Origin of the sequence: Bacillus sp. EKM202B (assembly GCF_011066025.1) — a bacterium.
Classification (GTDB): Bacteria; Bacillota; Bacilli; order Bacillales; family Bacillaceae_G; genus Bacillus_A; species Bacillus_A toyonensis.
The window spans coordinates 32,333-49,816 of sequence record NZ_JAAMNK010000030.1; the positions used below are offsets into that span (position 1 = coordinate 32,333).

Below are 17,484 nucleotides of genomic sequence, written 5' to 3' on the forward strand. Positions count from 1 at the left end.
TTTTCTTTGATCATCAGACAGTCGTTGGATAACTGGTGAGTTAATTGATGCAATTTGTGGATCTTGCTTATAATGCTAATTGTAAGTATTATGTACTTTAAAACCAAAACTTTCCCAATTTAATGTTGAGAAAGTTTTGGTTTTTATTATTCTAGTAGTAATCACTTTTTAAAGTTATAGAAATTTAAAAATAAAGTATTGTATACATGTAAGTATGATTAAAAATGAAAAGTTGTAAATGCTAAATTTAATTAAATACGCCTTACTCTCTTTAACATTGGCCTGAATGAATAGTTTATAGGAGATTACACTGGCTAAAGATGCGATAATTGTTCCGAGCCCTCCAATATTTACTCCTAGTAATAAAGCTTTCCAATCAGAAGTAAAGTTTGATAGAAGAATTGAAGTAGGAAAATTGCTAATCAATTGACTCAAAAATATGGAACTAAAGAAGACTGAAGTATCTCCTCTTAAATTAGCGCGAGCAAATGTCTCCAGCGCATCCGAATGGGAAATGTTTCCGATAAAAATAAAAAAACAGACAAAGGTTATTAGAAGAAAGTAATCGATCTTAAATAGTAAGTTTCTATCTAACGTAAATGCTGCCATCAATGTGACTATTAGCGCAATGTAATAATTAATAACACCAAAAATAGATGCAATGATAGTGATAAGTATCAAAATCCAGACGGTAGCTTTTTTTCGATTTTTCACGGTAATAACAGGTAGTTCTATTTTCAAATCTGTTTTTTGAAGTTTTTGAGTAAATATAAATAACAAACTAATTCCAAGTACAGCTAAAAGCAGGATTGAACCTAAAAATGGGATGAGCTTAATTCCATAGTAAGAATATAGGTATAAATTTTGTGGGTTTCCCATAGGCATCAAGCTACTACCGATGTTTGCCGCAATTGTCTGCAGGATGATTGTATCCGTCATGTTCATTTGTGTTTTTTTACTAATGACAAGTGTTATTGGTACAAAAGTGAGGAGAGCAACATCATTTGTTACAAACATGGAGCAAATAAAGCATAACAAAATTAGAATAATAGATATTGACCTGCTGTTATTGCATGTATTTAAAATCGCAACGGCAAGTTTATCTAATATCTTTAGCTGTTCAAAGGCCTTAATGGCCACCATTAAATTAAATAAGCTAATTAACACTTCAAAGTTAATATATTCGATCTTTGGTGAATGTATTAAGCAGCTTACAATTGCTAGTATCAGTGAAATGGTAAGTACTAAATCCTTTTTTAAAAATTCGAATTTCATAAGGAGTCTTTTTTTATTTTGAACGAATACAATTTCTTTCACAATACACCACCTGTAGTCTATGTTAGTAAATATACGTTTTTGGGGATAACTCAATATTGTTAGAAAAGAGGATGTCATAAGGTCCTAAATAAGAGTTTTGTAATGTTTCATCCCTCCAAAAAAATTAGTGTCTTTAATGTTGTAAATATGTGCAATATAGATGAATTCCACTAGGGGGATTAATTGATAAAACAAATGTTTTTTGTATGATACCATAAATAAATTAAATGTTTTATTTTTTTAATATTCTTACAATATTTCATTGATTCTTGATTTCAAATACTTTATATGAAGTTCTAAAAGAGAAAAAGTATGCATGTTTTTATGAAGAAAATAGAGGCTTGTCAAAGATTAGGTAGAACCGAATCTGCGACGTTTGGATACTGTATAAAATTCACAAAATCTCAGTGTTTTTTAGATAAAAAAACTTAAAATATTTTTTTGTTTTTATAAAAACCTGTACTTTTTCGTAACATTCTGTACTTTTAATTATAAATTAAAGACAAGGTTCTCTTAGTTGAAGAGTGAAAGCGCTTTATAGATTTTTCGTGAAGTTTTTACCTAGCCTATTTTTGAGATTAGTAGTGAGAAAGGAGATATTTCCATGTTCTTGAGAAAATTAACAAAAAACCACTTAATCACTATTGATTATTATGATTTAAATCACCGGTAAACGAAACAAACATAATAGTACAACAATGTTAGTGGATAAAAATATTAGTTTGCAGAAAGGGGTAGAGCATCCGTTTGTATAAGCATTAAGTACTTCAAAATTTCAGTTTTACGGTTACATGTTGTGATGTTTGCTTAAACAGGCCAATCCGATTCATATAGAAAATTTTTATCCTTGTTGTATTTGAATATGAAAGAGGTATTTATACCAGGAAATATAGGTGATTTTATATAGATTATGATAGATAAATTTTGGCATGGAGTGATGATATGGAAAGGTTTTTTGTAGAGTTAGTCGGATCAACAAATGATTTTTTATGGTCTAAATTGTTAATTATTATGCTTGTTATTTGCGGAATTTATTTTACATTTAAATTGAATTTTGTACAGTTTCGAATGTTAAAAGAGATGGTCCGTGTATTAATGGAGGGGAAAAGTGGTTCTAAAGATCAAATCTCTCCTTTTCAAGCGTTTTGTATTGGTATGGCAGCTCGCGTTGGAACAGGGAATATCACAGGAATTGCGATTGCAATTGCATTAGGTGGTCCTGGAGCTGTATTTTGGATGTGGATTATTTCTATTATTAGCTCGGCCTCCAGTTTTGTCGAAAGCACATTAGCACAAATATATAAAGTAAAAGATAAAACTGGTTTCCGCGGTGGTCCATCCTATTATATGGAAAAAGGGTTGAATAAACGTTGGATGGGAGTATTATTCTCTATTTTAATCACAATTACTTTTGGTCTTGTATTCAATTCAGTACAATCCAATACGGTTACAATCGCTTTTCAAAACTCATTTGGTACAGATCGTCTAACAGTTGGGATAATCATGGCCATTGCTTTTGCTGCAATTATCTTTGGTGGTGTACAACGTATTGCAAAAATGGCTGAATACAAGGTGGTATTTTTAGCGGTATTATACATTGGAGTTGCATTATTTGTTGTAGTTACCAACATATCAAAAATGCCGGAAGTGCTTTCTCTTATTGTTCAAAACGCATTTGGTTTTAAACAAATAGCAGGCGGTTCAATTGGTGCAGCACTTATGAATGGAGTTAAACGTGGTTTATTTTCAAATGAAGCTGGTATGGGAAGTGCACCAAACGTTGCCGCAACAGCAACAACAAGCCATCCGGTGAAACAAGGACTGATTCAAGCATTTGGTGTATTAACGGATACACTAATCATTTGTACTAGCACTGCCTTTATTATTTTGCTGTCTGATGCATATAAACAACCGGGGTTAAATGGTATTGCACTGACACAAGCAGCATTAAGTGAACACATCGGTCCTTGGGCATCGGGTTGTCTTGCTATCTTTGTTTTTTTATTTGGATTTGGTGCGTTAATTGGCAACTATTATTATGGTGAAACAAATATTCGCTTCTTACATACAAGTAAAGTGTGGTTAATGATATACAGAATAAGTGTATTGGCTATGATTGTATTTGGTTCTGTTGCAAAGATTCAAATTGTATGGGATTTAGCGGACTTATTTATGGGCTTTATGGTTATTATTAATTTAATTGCTATTACCTTACTTTCAAAAGTAGCATTTGCGGCGTTACAAGATTATATAAACCAGAAAAAAGCTGGTAAAGATCCTATTTTTTATAAAGAAAACATTAAAGGGCTTGAAAATATTGAATGTTGGGATAGTTATGAGAAAACTTCAAAAAAGAAAAGTGTGTAATAAGAAGGATATTCAGACTGCAATATGTCTGAATATTTTTCTTGGTTCTAGTGCAAATATTATTGATTATAGTAAAGAAAAAATCATTCTATATAAAGTTAATAGTACGGGGGAATATGATTACATGATAAAGGATTCTAGCGTTCAAGTTGAGGGTCAAGAAAAAGTTTGCTTAGATCAATGGGTAGCTCATTATCGAACGTATGCAGCTAAGGGACGAAGTGCCAGTTATATTCCAGCTCTGGGGGAAATAAATGTATCGCAGTTAGGTATTTGTATAGTAAAGCCAGATGGAACAATGATAAAGTCAGGAGATTGGGAGATACCTTTCACATTACAAAGTATATCAAAAGTAATCGGTTTTATAGCCGCTTGTTTAAGTCGCGGTATTTCTTATGTATTAGAACGAGTTGACGTAGAGCCAACTGGAGATGCCTTTAATTCAATTATTCGTTTAGAGATACATAAACCAGGAAAACCTTTTAATCCTATGATTAATGCTGGAGCGATTACGATAGCTTCACTTTTGCCAGGGACATCGGTGCAAGAAAAATTAGAATCTATATACGTATTAATTGAAAAAATGATAGAGAAGCGTCCCGCTATTAATGAAATAGTATTTCAATCAGAATGGGAAACGGCTCATCGTAATAGAGCATTAGCATACTATTTAAAGGAGAACGGTTTTCTAGAATCAGATGTGGAGGAGACACTAGAGGTTTACCTAAAACAATGTTCGATTGAAATAAATACAGAAGATATTGCCTTAATAGGGCTTATACTGGCACATGATGGATATCATCCTATTCGCAAAGAACAAGTGCTCCCTAAAGAAGTAGCTAGGTTAACAAAAGCTTTAATGCTTACTTGTGGAATGTACAATGCTTCTGGAAAATTTGCTGCTTTCATTGGATTACCAGCTAAGAGTGGGGTATCCGGCGGAATTATGACACTTGTTCCCTCAAAATCTAGGAAGGATTTATCGTTCCAAGATGGATGTGGTATTGGTATTTACGGACCAGCCATTGATGAGTATGGGAATAGTTTACCAGGAATTATGTTGTTAGAACATATTGCAAAAGAATGGGATTTAAGTATATTTTAAAAAGGAGCACAGATATTTTGGTGTTAGAGCGAGTCCAAAAGTGTTCAGACCTTATATTGTGTCTGAACATTTTTAAGTTATAAAGTATCTTTCTAAAGTAGAAGAGTGTAATGAATACTCACAATCTATAATGCTTTCGTTTATATCTTATTTATCAGTTTTTGAAAAAAATAGAGTAAGTATTGTATTAATGCAAATAGGTTTGTATACTGACTGTTAGGCGAAAGTGAGAAGTGATTATTTTGAATCTTAGTAATTTAGTAAAAAAAGACATCTATATTCTCATTTTAATGATACTTACAGTACCCTTAGTAGGTGAGATAAAGTCATTTCCTTTAAATGAAACATTTAGAATGAGCTTTGGTGCACCAACATTTTTCTTTTTTTTGTTATTGTTTCGACGAGTTCCAGCATTTTTACCGGGTTTTTTAACAGCGATAGTCGTGGTAGTATTTCGTATCTCAATGGATGTCATTATAAAGGAAAATATGGATTGGCTAGCCGCTTTTCATACTCACTATCCTAGTTTTTTCTTTTATTTTACTTATTCGTATCTCTTTCATTTAGCAAAAATCAAACGTTTTTATAATCAACCACTAATGATTGGTTTTATTGGTTGCATGATTGAAATACTGTCAGACTGTGTGGAATTAATGATTCAATATTTCGTATTAAAAACATCGATCACATCCGAGGCAATAAATGAGATCATTGTTATCGCATGTTCCCATAGTTTTATAGTTCTAAGCTTTTTCAATATGATGAAATTGTATGAAGCGCAATCAAGGGAGAGACACATAAAGAAACAAAATGAACACATGCTCATGCTCATCTCTAATTTATATGAAGATGCTGTTCATTTAAAAAAAACATTACAAGATGCTGAGAATATAACAAAAAAATCCTATGATTTATATAAAACTTTAGACTCTTTTGAGCACAAACAGATGGATTTTCAGTTTGGGGATTTAAGGCAACAGGCATTACAAATTGCTGGTGAGGTCCATGACGTTAAAAAGGATAACCAACGTATTTTTGCGGGACTTTCAAAGCTAATTTCTGATGAAAGTTTTACAGATTATATGTCTGTACATGAACTAGTAAATATCATTATACGGGCAAATACGAAATATGCACGGTTGCTAGAGAAAGACATCCAATTTGTGTATAAAATTGATGGTGTGCATCCTCATTATCATATTTACACAATCTTATCTATTATAAATAATATCGTTACAAACGCTGTAGAAGCTATCCAAGGTATGGGAACCATCACAATTGACATTAATAAAGACCACCATTTTGTTGAATTTCGAATAGGCGATAATGGTCCCGGTATTTCTTCAAAATATAAAGATTCAATTTTTGAGCCTGGGTTTACTTCTAAATATGATGATTTAGGCAATCCATCGACAGGTATCGGATTATCGTATGTTAAAGAAATGGTCGAACAACTTGAAGGTGATGTTACGCTTGAGGACAGAACCGAAGGAAAAGGATCAATTTTTATAATTAGATTAAGGATTGATCATATAATTTCGAAAGGGTGATTCTATGTATTTTTATATAGTAGATGATGAAAAAGCGGTTCGCTCAATGTTGGCTCAAATTATCGAGGATGAAGATCTTGGGGAGGTTATAGGAGAAGCTGAGGATGGTTTATCTTTAGAGCAACAAATGCTAATCCTTAAAAATATAGACATTTTATTTATCGATTTGTTAATGCCGATTCAAGATGGAATAAAAACAATTCGTCAAATAAAACCTTCGTTTAAAGGGAAAATCATCATGGTCTCTCAAGTAGAATCAAAAGAATTAATTGCTGATGCTTATTCGCTTGGCGTTGAATACTATATTATTAAGCCGATTAACCGGATTGAAGTATTAACAGTTGTTCGGAAAGTCATTGAACGAATTCGTTTGGAAAAATCGATAAAAAACATTCAAGAATCGCTTAATACGGTACTAAAATTGGATAGTAATTCAAGTGTGCAAGAAAAATACCGTAATGAAAAACATTTAAATACTTTTAATCATTTTCAAAATTCCATTCATTTTCTTTTGTCTGAATTAGGAATAGCCAGTGAAAGTGGAAGTAAAGATTTAATGGATATGCTAGATTATTTATATAAATATGAACAAGATAACACGTTGGAACAAGGTTTTCCCTCACTAAAAGAGATTTTTATGAATTTAGCTCAAAAAAAACTTGGGGATTCAGCTGAAGATACCGAATTAAAAAGGTTCATAGAAGCTTCCAAACAACGGATTCGGAGAGCAATTTATCAATCATTAAACCATTTAGCATCCCTTGGACTTACTGATTTTTTAAACCCGAAGTTCGAAAATTATGCTTCTAGATTTTTTGATTTTACTACCGTAAGGAGAAAGATGACAGAATTGAATAATGAACCAACATTACCTGCTCGTATTGATACGAAAAAATTTATTCAAGTTCTTTATTTTGAAGCAAAACGAATACACTTGGAGTTAAGATGATAAACTTTTGCTAATTATTATTTTCAATTGATAGATTGATAATTGTTTTCATGTTATTTGTTTTATATAGTTTTTCTAAGAGAGGACTTTCCTTTATTTCATATTGGTTTTAAAGTCAGAAAATTCCGTATCGATTCGGTAGAAGTGTATGAACTTAGAACAAAAGAATATGTATTTTTTATTTTTTAAACATTAATATTCATTAAAAAAAACGAGTATTTTCACAATAAAATATAAATACATAATAAGTTGAATTTAAAAAAGATGCTATCTTCTAGCATCTTTTTTTCTTTAAGAGGAAATATCATCGATCCTTATATTATTTAAAATTCAAATGTGGGCATATAAATAAGGGAAAAGGAGATAATATCTAACAAATTATAATTGGAAATGGTATTTTAGGTCAGAAATGTTTTTATACTAACTGGTTATTGGTGCTAAATAAGCATAATGTCTCGCTTTTCTGCTCTTTAATCTTATCGTTATTTTTTATTAAGTACATATCGTTTTTTAGAAATCTCAATCCTAGCAGAGTATATAAATTGGGTGATAAAAATGTGGAACATAATTACTTCTTATCTTCCAGGTTGGAAAGTCTTTGTACAAGCTTTTATCTTGTTTTTAATTCCGTATACTATCTCAAGATTTTTTCATTGGGTTCGTATGTCAGAGAAAGAGTGGGAAGAATGAGTTGGTGGAAGTCAAGAGACAAACAAGTGAAAAAAAATAATATTCAAAGTAAAACGAAACAAGAATATAAACCTTCTCAAAATACAATCGTTCATTTCACAAATGATTTTGCCTCTAACTTAGAACTTATAAAGCAACAAATCGGACATAATTCTGATGTTCGCTTTCGGAAGTTTAATATTGGACGCACAGATATTCAGGCTGGGATCGTTTTTGTTGATGGTCTATCAGATAAAGAGATAATTGACAAACATATTATGAAATTACTAATGGATGATTTTTCTGATGAATATAAAAATGAATCTTCTTATGTGGAGGGGACTGTTTCAAAAGAATATATTAATAATAAAGTTCTTACAATTAGTGAAGTAGCAGAAGTCCATTACATAAAAGATTTAATACCCAAAGTATTGATAGGTTCAACAGCTCTTTTAATTGATGGTTTAGCAGATGTGTTTATTCTTGGTACAACAAAAGCAAATAAACGAAACATGGAAGAACCAGTATCGGAGGCATTAGTCAGAGGTCCACGGGTCGGTTTTACTGAAGTATTAAGTGATAATACCTCACTTTTGCGAAGGCATTGTGCAGATGATAATTTATCATTAGTAAAGCTACCAGTAGGAGAACGTGCAAAGAAAGAGCTAGTTGTCGCATTTATTAACGATCTTGCTAGTACAGAATTGGTGGAAGAAATAAAAAATAGAATTCAGAAAATTGACATAGACAGTGTACTCGAATCTGGTTATATAGAGCAACTTATTGAAGATAATTATCTCAGTCCTTTTCCGCAGATTCAAAATACAGAACGACCTGATCGTGTTATTAGTGCTTTGATGGAAGGTCGAGTAGCTATTTTGTTAGATGGAACACCATTTGTTTTAATTGCTCCAGTTACATTTAGTATGCTACTGCAATCACCAGAAGATTATTATGAAAGGTGGCTTCCTGGTACACTTCTCCGCTTATTACGCTTCATGACAGCTTTTGTTTCATTATTTGCTCCAGCACTGTATATTTCTTTCATTTCATTTCATCCAGGATTAATTCCCACTAAGCTCGCTATTTCTATTATCGGATCGCGAGAAGGAGTTCCTTTTCCCGCTTTAATAGAAGCGTTAATTATGGAAGTAGCTATCGAAGTTTTACGAGAAGCAGGTTTACGTCTGCCTAAACCGATTGGACCGGCAATGGGAATTGTGGGCGGTTTAATAATTGGTCAGGCTGCCGTAGAAGCAGGAATTGTTAGTCCAATAATGGTTATCGTTGTTGCGGTAACAGCTATTTCTTCTTTTACTATTCCGCAATATAGTGTGGGAATTACGTTACGCATTCTTCGTTTTGTAGCTATGTTTTGTGCTGCGATATTTGGATTGTATGGAGTTATTCTCTTCTTTCTTTTACTTTGCAGTCATTTAGTGAAACTGAAAAGTTTTGGCGTTCCTTATACTAGCCCTGCTGTTCCATATCGATTCAGTGACTGGAAAGATTTTATGGTTCGCATGCCATTAAAAATAATGAGACGTCGACCGAAAATAATGCATACCAAAAAAACTATCCGCAAAAGGTAGCTGATGACGAAAGGAAGTGGCCTTCAGTGATTACTATACCTAAAGACCGAATAACAACTTCACAAGCAGTTGTTATTATTGTAAATTACATACTTGGGACAGGAATTCTCACTTTGCCCAGAGCATCTGTGGAAAAAGTGAAAACACCAGATGTATGGTTAAGTGTGATATTAGGTGGGATACTCGCAATGGTTTCAGGAGTAATTATGGTCAAATTAAGTCAGCAGTTTCCAGAAAAAACATTTTACCAATACAGTCAAGATATTGTAGGGAAATGGATAGGCAGATTGCTTAGTTTTCTTATTATAGGGTATTTTCTTACAACTTCAGCATTTCAAATTCGTTCAATGGCAGAAGTAATAAGCTTTTTTTTGCTAGAAGGAACCCCCACATGGGCTATTGTTATGCCTTTTATGTGGATAGGTCTCTATTTGATTATGGGTGGTATTAATTCAATTGCACGGATGTTTGAAATAATATTTCCTATTACTGTTTTTATTTTTTTAATCATTTCCTTTATGAGTATCGGAATATTCGAGATAGATAATCTCCGTCCCGTATTAGGTTTGGGAATTAAACCAGTGCTAGATGGGATAAAAACAACGTCTCTCGCATATACAGGTCCTGAAATTATGTTAATTCTTTTGGTATTTATGGAACAACGAAAGAAAGCAGTAAAAGCTATTTTAGTTGGAATTTCTATTCCGTTAATCTTTTATGTAATAACTGTTGTAATGGTCATTGGTGCATTATCAATTGATGGGGTTGTAACAAGAACATGGCCGACAATTGACCTTATGCGCAGTTTTGAAATTTCTGGTTTGATATTTGAACGTTTTGAATCTTTACTGCTTGTAATATGGATTATGCAAATATTTGCTACCTATACGATTAGTTACTATGCAGCTGCATTAGGATTAGCGCAACTCTTTAAAAAGAGTATTCATCCGTTTATTTTTGCTTTGATTCCAATCATTTACATCATTGCTATGACTTCGAAAAATATAAATGACTTGCTTAAATTGGGGGATATGCTTGGTAATGTTGCATTATTTTTATTTGGTTTACTGCCACTGCTTCTTCTTATTATTACGCGATTAAAAGGAGGAGTAGTGTGAAAAATAAATTTAATTATATGCGCTTCTATTTGGCTTTGTTAGGGACGCTTTTGCTTCTATTTTTAACAGGGTGTTGGAGCAGCAAAGAAGTAGAAGAGTTGAGTTTAACTGCAGGTATAGCACTAGATAAAGGGAAGGATTCAACAATTGAGAAAGAGGATGAGGAAGGAGGTTATCCTAAAAGAAATCTTATAACAGCTACTTATCAAATTGTCAGTTCGCAAGCACAAAGTAAAGGGAACGGACAGCAAAAACGTTATATAAATGTTTCTGAGACCGGTGATTCCATTCATCAAATTGTTCGTGAGTTTTCATTGAAAAGAGAGAGCACAATGTTCAGCCCACATTTAAAAAACATTGTTATTAGTGATAGTCTTGTACGTACATACAGTTTAGAACAATTACTTGAACAGTATCTCCGCGACAATGAAGTTCGGCTTAGCTGTATGATCTTAATTAGCAAGGGTCTAGCGAAGGAGGTACTGGAATCAAACAAAAAAGGAGAAATCCCAGCATTTCGTTTGTCTGGAATTGCAGATAATCGAAATAGAACAACAAGGATTTTACCTCCTGTATCGCTCGCTAAATTGGAAGGAAAGATGCGGTCAGGTTCCAGTTTTCTTTTGCAAAATGTAATCTCGATAAATGGGGAAACAAAATTTGCAGGAGCTGCTGTAATTAAAGGGAAAACAAAAAAGTTGATGGGCTTTTTAAATGAGCAGGAATTGGAAGGAGTAGTATGGATAAACGGAAAAAGGAATGGTGGTGTGGTAAAAACTTTTGATAAAGAATCAAAGAAACTCATTATATACGAAATAAAGTCAATAAAAAGCAAAATCATACCACATGTTAAAGGAAATAATATTTCCTTTGATGTAAACATTGAATCAGAAGGGCGTTTGTCTGAAAATTGGATGCAATCAGGAAAGGATTTTGAAAATGAATTTTTAAAAAGAGAAGAAAAAGCTATTGAAAAAGAAGTAAAGCACTTAGTACATCATGTTACAAAAAAAATACAAAAAGAATATCAAGTCGATATTGCGGGTTTTGGCAACCAATTAAGAATTAAGCACCCGAGAACATGGGAGAAAGTCAAAAAAGATTGGGATCAAACATTTAGTAAGGTACCGATTAAATATCATATAAATGTAACTATACAAGATTATGGAGCATCAAGTTTAAAACGGTGAGACGTCTCAATTGACCTTATATTTACACAAAAACAAAAAGTTACGGAAATTTTAATTTGAAAATTTTTGTAACTTTTTGTTTTTTTATGTCCTTCTTATTATAGATTAAAGAAATGATTTTATCCCGCTATTTGCCGGGCAGTAAAACCCCCACCTCAAAATTCAGCGAAAGCAAAGAAGTTATTAGAGGTATATGTAAGCTTTATATAGGAAGGAGAATGTTTAAATTCTATTGATAAACCCAGTAATTGTAATAGCCCTTATTTAGAATAATAATTTCAAAATTAATAAAACTTAGAGTAGAAGGAGCAAGAGCAAATTATTATGAATAAACAAATAGGATTCATCGGATGTGGAAACATGGGTATTGCTATGATAGGTGGGATGATTAAAAAAAATATAGTTTCTCCAGATCAAATAATTTGTTCAGATTTAAACGTCATTAATTTAAAAAATGCTAGTAATGAATATGGCATAACTATAACTACTAACAATAATGACGTCGCTAACAGTGCTGACATTTTAATTTTATCAATCAAACCAGATTTATACTCATCAGTAATTAACCAAATAAAAGATCAATTAAAAAATGATGTAATCGTTGTAACTATTGCTGCAGGTGCTGTAATTGGCCTTATGGCTGTTATTTTTTCCAATATGTATGCGGCAACACGAGTATTCTTTGCAATGAGTCGTGATGGATTGTTACCGAAATCATTTGCGAAAGTTAATAAGAAAACTGGAGCACCCACTTTTATCACTGGATTGGCAGGAATAGGGAGCTCTATAATAGCTGGGTTTATTGACTTGAAAGAATTAGTTAATTTAGTTAATATCGGTAGTTTGGTGACGTTTGCGTTAGTTTGTCTATCAGTTATTATCCTCCGTAAATCACACCCAAATTTAAAACGTGGATTTATGGTACCTTTTGTACCTGTATTACCAAGCGTTTCAATTGTATGTTGTTTGTTTTTAATGCTAAATTTACCGTTAAGGACATGGGTGTACTTTAGTATTTGGATTACTATTGGGGTAGTAATATATTTCCTTTACTCAATAAAACACAGTAATTTAAATGAGGAAACGATCTCGAAATTACATGATAAAATTGCGAGATAATAACGATCGAAAATTTTATTAATAATCATATTGATAGTTGAGTAACATAGAAACAGTTTTTTGAAATTTAGCAAGAGATAAAATAAGAGATGCTAGGGCAGCTAAGTACTTTTTTAGAAACCTTGCTTGTTTTTTACGATTTAAAACTGCTAAGGAGAGGGAGAAGTATGAGTGAATTGCATTTTATGAGTCTAGAAGAACTGGATAATGAATTGGAAAAATCTGACAGTGGTATTTATTTCATTAAAGATTATAATGACAATATTATTTATGTAGGCAAGGCTTTTAGTATAAAAAGTAGAGTGTTAGCTCATTTTAATAGTTATTCCAATATTAAGGAATATGTACATTTATTTAATAAAGTAGCGTATCTCATTGAAGATAGTTTGTTAAAACGCTCATTGTTACAAGTTACGTATATGATTAAATATAAACCAGTATTAAACAAAGAAGTCCAAAAAGAATTCCCAGAGTTATATAATCAATATATTAAGCAAACAAATAAAAAATCTATGTTGTTAGAAATTGATGAAGCTAAAGAAAAAAGGGATGAGTTAAAGAATAGATTAGTAAAATTAGTGGGTGGAAAAACTATGTTTTATGACATAATTTCTCTGTTAAACAATGGATATAACTATCATGTCCTCGCAAAAGTATTGAGCATAGAACTTCAAACTTTAATTATAATAAAAGAACACCGAAATAAATTCCCGATACCACATAATTATAAGAGGACAATAAAACATCAAGATATAATGTATGCTTTATCTGGAAAAAAGAATTTAAGTACTTCAAGGTTAAACACTTAAATTTAAAATAGTAAATTCGTTGCTTTTAGCACTTCAACTAGACTGTGCCCCCGAAAGTTAGAGGAGTCGGTTTATTAGATAGCCTCTGGGATATGAGCCTAGTACAATGCTGGGTTCATACCTTTTAATTTTCCCTTGATTCTTTCATGCTTATAGCACTCTATATACTTTGCTAATTCTTGTTTGAAATCTGTTATACTTTCAAATTCTTTCAATACAGAAATAGACATACAAAAACGCCATTCTTTCTTATAAATCTACAGAAAGAATGGCGTATTCTTCAAAAGTGAGTTCCTTTATTGAAAAGCTTTAGTTCTATATGACAGATAAAAGGGCAAGCAGCGCTAAAATAGCGGGGAGTCCTTGTTTCACGATAATTGATTTATTGGATGTGAAACCTCCGAAAATAGCTGCTACCACCACACAAATGATGAAAAATAATTGAATCATATAACCAATGGGATTGTTTCCAAGTATAAGTCCCCAAATGAGGCCAGCTGCTAAGAACCCATTATATAAACCTTGATTTGCAAACATAATGGCTACGTTTCGATCTCCTTCTAAATGCTTCGGCAATTTGAAAGCGCGTTGTGCTACTTTTGAATTAATAAAAAACATTTCGAGAATCATGATAAATAAATGCTCTAATGCTACGATTCCTACTAAAAGAGCTGCGATTATTTCCATGCTATTCTGTCTCCTTTAATCCTTAATATAAATTTTATACTATTTCCATTTTGCAATTCTATCAACAGGGAGAAGATATGAAGCATATCCTTCGTCGGCTACTATATCAAAAGATAGAAGTAGAACTGATGCATAGCGCTCTTTTTCCAAACGAAAGAATGCATTGCTATTTTCCTTGTCATGTCCTCTGATTGGATTTGGATTATACATATGTGCACGTGCTGCCAGCATGAACTGCATGGAGAGAAGTACTAGATCAATCAGTGTAGTTCCGCGATTTTTCTTGGCATGGAAGTTTTTGGGGAAGAATATTTTTCATATGTAAAATAACAAAATGTAATTTATAAATATGAAGTTGATAAAATGAATTCGGATTAATAATATTCCCCAAGCTAATCCTATATAAACCGTTTACAAATTAATTATCTAAGTATTTCTAAGTTTAAAGAGTGCAGTGTCTTCGTTCTTTAGTTAATCAATTTTCAAATGTTGATTCAATATTTTCTATTCTCTTGGAACTTAGTTCTCGTTTACTTCTCACAAAAGCAATAAAATCAATTATCTCTTCTGTTGAAAGTACTTCTCCATCTATTAAAAGTGTTGAATCTGGATCGTTTAGGAGTCTTGTAATATCAATTACATCTTTGTTTTGATGTGAATGTTCAATTCGACCTAATATATAATCTACAGACGTATCAAATAAATCTGCTATTTTAGATAAAGATTGTAATGAAGGTAATCTATAACCATTTTCATAACCAGCATAGGTGCTTTTCGCAATCCCAAGTCGATCTGCTGTCTCTTGTAAGGACCATCTTTGATTTTTTCTTAATTCAGATAAACGTTCCAGCATTCGTCTCATACCCCATCTAATTTTATTAAATTAATTATAACATAGAAAAAGAATCAAGAACAGAAAAAAAGTACGCGTATTGAATACGAAAACTTGATTAATTCAAATTAAGTTATATAATGATAAGTATAAGTACGCATTTCGCGAACGATATATCGTTGTTTATTTTATGGAGGGGTTGTGTATGAAGAGAATTTTATTACTTGCAACTGGTGGGACAATTGCATCTGTGGAGGGGAATGAAGGGCTTGTTCCAGGATTGTCCGCTGAGGAATTATTGAATTATTTTTCGAGGTCATCCCGAAACTTAGAAATAGATTGCAAAATCTTAATGAATATTGATAGTACCAATATGCAACCTGAGCATTGGAAAGAAATAGCTAATGCTGTTTTTAATCACTATGATGACTATGACGGGTTTGTGATTACACATGGAACGGATACGTTAGCTTATACATCTTCTGCGTTATCTTATATGCTTCAAGGTTTAAGAAAACCAGTTGTTTTAACAGGCTCACAAGTACCTATTAGTTTTAAAAAGACAGATGCAAAGAAAAATGTAGCTGATGCTCTTAGATTTGCCTGTGAGGATGTTGGCGGTGTGTTTATTGTTTTTGATAGTAGGGTGATTATTGGGACGAGAGCAGTAAAAATGCGAACAAAAAGTTATGATGCATTTGAAAGTGTGAATTATCCATATGTTGCTGAGATAAATGAAGATGAAGTGAAATATCATTGGAAGCCAACTTCCTCACATAATGAACTTTCAATAGATACTAATTTATGTACGGACGTTTTTCTTATGAAATTGTATCCAGGTACAAAGTCAGAGATATTTGATTGTTTAAAAGATTTGTATAAAGGGATTATTATTGAAAGTTTTGGTAACGGTGGATTACCTTTTGAAGGAAGGAACTTGCTTTCGAAAATTCAAGAGTTGACTGAAATGGAGATTGCTGTAGTGATTACTACTCAATGCCTGGAAGAAGGAGAAGACATACTTCTCTATGAAGTAGGACGGAAAGTGGCGCAACATCAAGTAATATTATCTGGAGATATGAATACGGAAGCCATCATAGCAAAATTGATGTGGACGCTTGGAAAAACTAATAAATTAGAAGAGATTAAAAAAATTATTGAAGAGCCTTTAGCCTACGATTTAACAATAAAATCTGATAAGGATTGGTAATAACTTCATATGATTTATTTAGGTTTTACATTTAATATGGGGGAGAAATTAAAATGTCAATGACAAACAAGAACATGCGAGTGGAGAAGGATTTTTTGGGAGCAAAGGAATTACCCATTAAGACATATTACGGAATTCAAACTTTACGCGCTGTTGAAAATTTCCCGATTACAGGGTACAAAATTCATGAAAGTTTAATTAGATCATTCGCAATTGTAAAAAAAGCAGCAGCACTTGCGAATACAGATGTAGGTAGATTGGAATTGAATAAAGGCGGCGCGATCGCAGAAGCTGCTCAAGAAATTCTAGATGGAAAATGGCACGATCATTTCATCGTCGACCCAATTCAGGGCGGTGCAGGTACTTCAATGAACATGAATGCAAATGAAGTCATTGCCAATCGTGCTCTTGAATTATTAGGAATGGAAAAGGGAGACTATCATTATATTAGTCCAAATAGCCATGTGAATATGGCACAATCAACAAACGATGCATTCCCAACGGCGATTCATATCGCGACATTAAATGCGTTAGAAGGCTTATTACAAACGATGGGTTATATGCATGATGTATTTGAATTAAAAGCAGAACAATTCGACCATGTTATTAAAATGGGTCGTACTCATTTACAAGATGCTGTACCAATTCGTCTTGGACAAGAGTTTAAAGCGTATTCTCGCGTACTTGAACGTGATATGAAACGTATTAAGCAATCACGTCAACATTTATATGAAGTAAATATGGGAGCAACTGCAGTTGGTACAGGCCTAAATGCAGATCCAGAGTATATTGAAGCAGTTGTAAAACATCTTGCTACAATTAGTGAATTACCGCTTGTTGGTGCAGAAGATTTAGTGGACGCAACGCAAAATACTGATGCGTACACAGAAGTGTCTGCAGCACTTAAAGTATGTATGATGAACATGTCTAAAATTGCGAATGACCTTCGCTTAATGGCATCAGGTCCACG

Annotated in this window: 14 protein-coding genes and 2 pseudogenes; 11 read left to right on the forward strand and 5 right to left on the reverse strand. The window is 32.7% G+C overall.

Features of this window, described 5'->3' with window-relative positions; all coding sequences use genetic code 11:
* Nucleotides 1-174: 174 nt before the first annotated feature.
* Nucleotides 175-1,317, reverse strand: coding sequence for an anion transporter (locus tag G9F74_RS24490; RefSeq protein WP_016108420.1), 1,143 nt, complete (start codon nt 1,315-1,317; stop codon nt 175-177).
* A gap of 942 nt (nt 1,318-2,259) precedes the next feature.
* Here G9F74_RS24490 and G9F74_RS24495 point away from each other — a divergent pair.
* The 9 genes from G9F74_RS24495 (at nt 2,260) to G9F74_RS24535 (ending at nt 13,785) form a co-directional block, all read left to right on the forward strand.
* Nucleotides 2,260-3,684, forward strand: a complete 1,425-nt coding sequence (locus G9F74_RS24495; protein WP_000439283.1) for an alanine/glycine:cation symporter family protein — start codon at nt 2,260-2,262, stop codon at nt 3,682-3,684.
* 124 nt (nt 3,685-3,808) lie between these two features.
* The gene (glsA, locus tag G9F74_RS24500; RefSeq protein ID WP_000588653.1) at nt 3,809-4,789 is read left to right on the forward strand and encodes a glutaminase GlsA; all 981 of its coding nucleotides are present in this window, start codon (nt 3,809-3,811) and stop codon (nt 4,787-4,789) included.
* Between the two features lie 233 nt (nt 4,790-5,022).
* On the forward strand, nt 5,023-6,339 hold the full coding sequence (locus G9F74_RS24505; protein WP_016108422.1) for a sensor histidine kinase: 1,317 nt from the start codon (nt 5,023-5,025) through the stop codon (nt 6,337-6,339).
* Nucleotides 6,340-6,343: 4 nt separating this feature from the next.
* A complete protein-coding gene (locus G9F74_RS24510) occupies nt 6,344-7,288 on the forward strand; it encodes a response regulator (protein WP_016108423.1) in 945 nt (314 codons plus the stop codon).
* 686 nt (nt 7,289-7,974) lie between these two features.
* Nucleotides 7,975-9,549 (forward strand): spore germination protein, encoded by a 1,575-nt coding sequence (locus G9F74_RS24515; RefSeq protein ID WP_016108424.1) that lies wholly within the window; start codon nt 7,975-7,977, stop codon nt 9,547-9,549.
* 26 nt (nt 9,550-9,575) lie between these two features.
* A complete protein-coding gene (locus tag G9F74_RS24520; protein WP_000628607.1) occupies nt 9,576-10,667 on the forward strand; it encodes a spore germination protein in 1,092 nt (363 codons plus the stop codon).
* Nucleotides 10,664-11,857, forward strand: a complete 1,194-nt coding sequence (locus G9F74_RS24525) for a Ger(x)C family spore germination protein (RefSeq protein WP_016108425.1) — start codon at nt 10,664-10,666, stop codon at nt 11,855-11,857. The genes G9F74_RS24520 and G9F74_RS24525 overlap by 4 nt, the downstream gene beginning before the upstream one ends.
* A 384-nt stretch (nt 11,858-12,241) precedes the next feature.
* Nucleotides 12,242-12,976, forward strand: a complete 735-nt coding sequence (locus G9F74_RS24530; protein WP_229181211.1) for an amino acid permease — start codon at nt 12,242-12,244, stop codon at nt 12,974-12,976.
* A gap of 167 nt (nt 12,977-13,143) precedes the next feature.
* The gene (locus tag G9F74_RS24535; protein ID WP_097838202.1) at nt 13,144-13,785 is read left to right on the forward strand and encodes a GIY-YIG nuclease family protein; all 642 of its coding nucleotides are present in this window, start codon (nt 13,144-13,146) and stop codon (nt 13,783-13,785) included.
* Between the two features lie 98 nt (nt 13,786-13,883).
* Here the strand turns inward: G9F74_RS24535 and G9F74_RS24540 are convergent.
* The 4 genes and pseudogenes from G9F74_RS24540 to ansR all read right to left on the reverse strand — a co-directional run.
* Nucleotides 13,884-13,997 (reverse strand): annotated as a pseudogene (locus G9F74_RS24540) (IS3 family transposase); the annotation flags it as partial.
* Nucleotides 13,998-14,100: 103 nt separating this feature from the next.
* Nucleotides 14,101-14,472, reverse strand: coding sequence for a DUF1304 domain-containing protein (locus G9F74_RS24545; protein WP_000402496.1), 372 nt, complete (start codon nt 14,470-14,472; stop codon nt 14,101-14,103).
* 39 nt (nt 14,473-14,511) lie between these two features.
* Nucleotides 14,512-14,760, reverse strand: a pseudogene (locus G9F74_RS30465) (nitroreductase family protein); the annotation flags it as partial.
* 187 nt (nt 14,761-14,947) lie between these two features.
* Complete coding sequence (gene ansR, locus G9F74_RS24550) at nt 14,948-15,325, reverse strand: HTH-type transcriptional regulator AnsR (RefSeq protein ID WP_000893561.1); 378 nt, start codon at nt 15,323-15,325, stop codon at nt 14,948-14,950.
* A gap of 184 nt (nt 15,326-15,509) precedes the next feature.
* Between ansR and ansA the strand changes: the two genes are divergently transcribed.
* Nucleotides 15,510-16,514, forward strand: a complete 1,005-nt coding sequence (ansA, locus tag G9F74_RS24555) for an asparaginase (RefSeq protein ID WP_016108428.1) — start codon at nt 15,510-15,512, stop codon at nt 16,512-16,514.
* 53 nt (nt 16,515-16,567) lie between these two features.
* Nucleotides 16,568-17,484: lyase family protein (locus G9F74_RS24560; RefSeq protein WP_260408161.1), on the forward strand; the 917-nt coding region annotated here is incomplete at its 3' end.

What these genes read in the sequence shown, in the direction of transcription:
- G9F74_RS24495 (WP_000439283.1), top strand. Translation starts at nt 2,260, where the DNA reads ATGGAAAGGTTTTTTGTAGAGTTAGTCGGATCAACAAATGATTTTTTA.
- glsA (WP_000588653.1), top strand. Translation starts at nt 3,809, where the DNA reads ATGATAAAGGATTCTAGCGTTCAAGTTGAGGGTCAAGAAAAAGTTTGC.
- G9F74_RS24510 (WP_016108423.1), top strand. Translation starts at nt 6,344, where the DNA reads ATGTATTTTTATATAGTAGATGATGAAAAAGCGGTTCGCTCAATGTTG.
- G9F74_RS24515 (WP_016108424.1), top strand. Translation starts at nt 7,975, where the DNA reads ATGAGTTGGTGGAAGTCAAGAGACAAACAAGTGAAAAAAAATAATATT.
- G9F74_RS24530 (WP_229181211.1), top strand. Translation starts at nt 12,242, where the DNA reads ATGATTAAAAAAAATATAGTTTCTCCAGATCAAATAATTTGTTCAGAT.
- G9F74_RS24535 (WP_097838202.1), top strand. Translation starts at nt 13,144, where the DNA reads ATGAGTGAATTGCATTTTATGAGTCTAGAAGAACTGGATAATGAATTG.
- G9F74_RS24545 (WP_000402496.1), bottom strand. Translation starts at nt 14,472, where the DNA reads ATGGAAATAATCGCAGCTCTTTTAGTAGGAATCGTAGCATTAGAGCAT.
- ansR (WP_000893561.1), bottom strand. Translation starts at nt 15,325, where the DNA reads ATGCTGGAACGTTTATCTGAATTAAGAAAAAATCAAAGATGGTCCTTA.
- ansA (WP_016108428.1), top strand. Translation starts at nt 15,510, where the DNA reads ATGAAGAGAATTTTATTACTTGCAACTGGTGGGACAATTGCATCTGTG.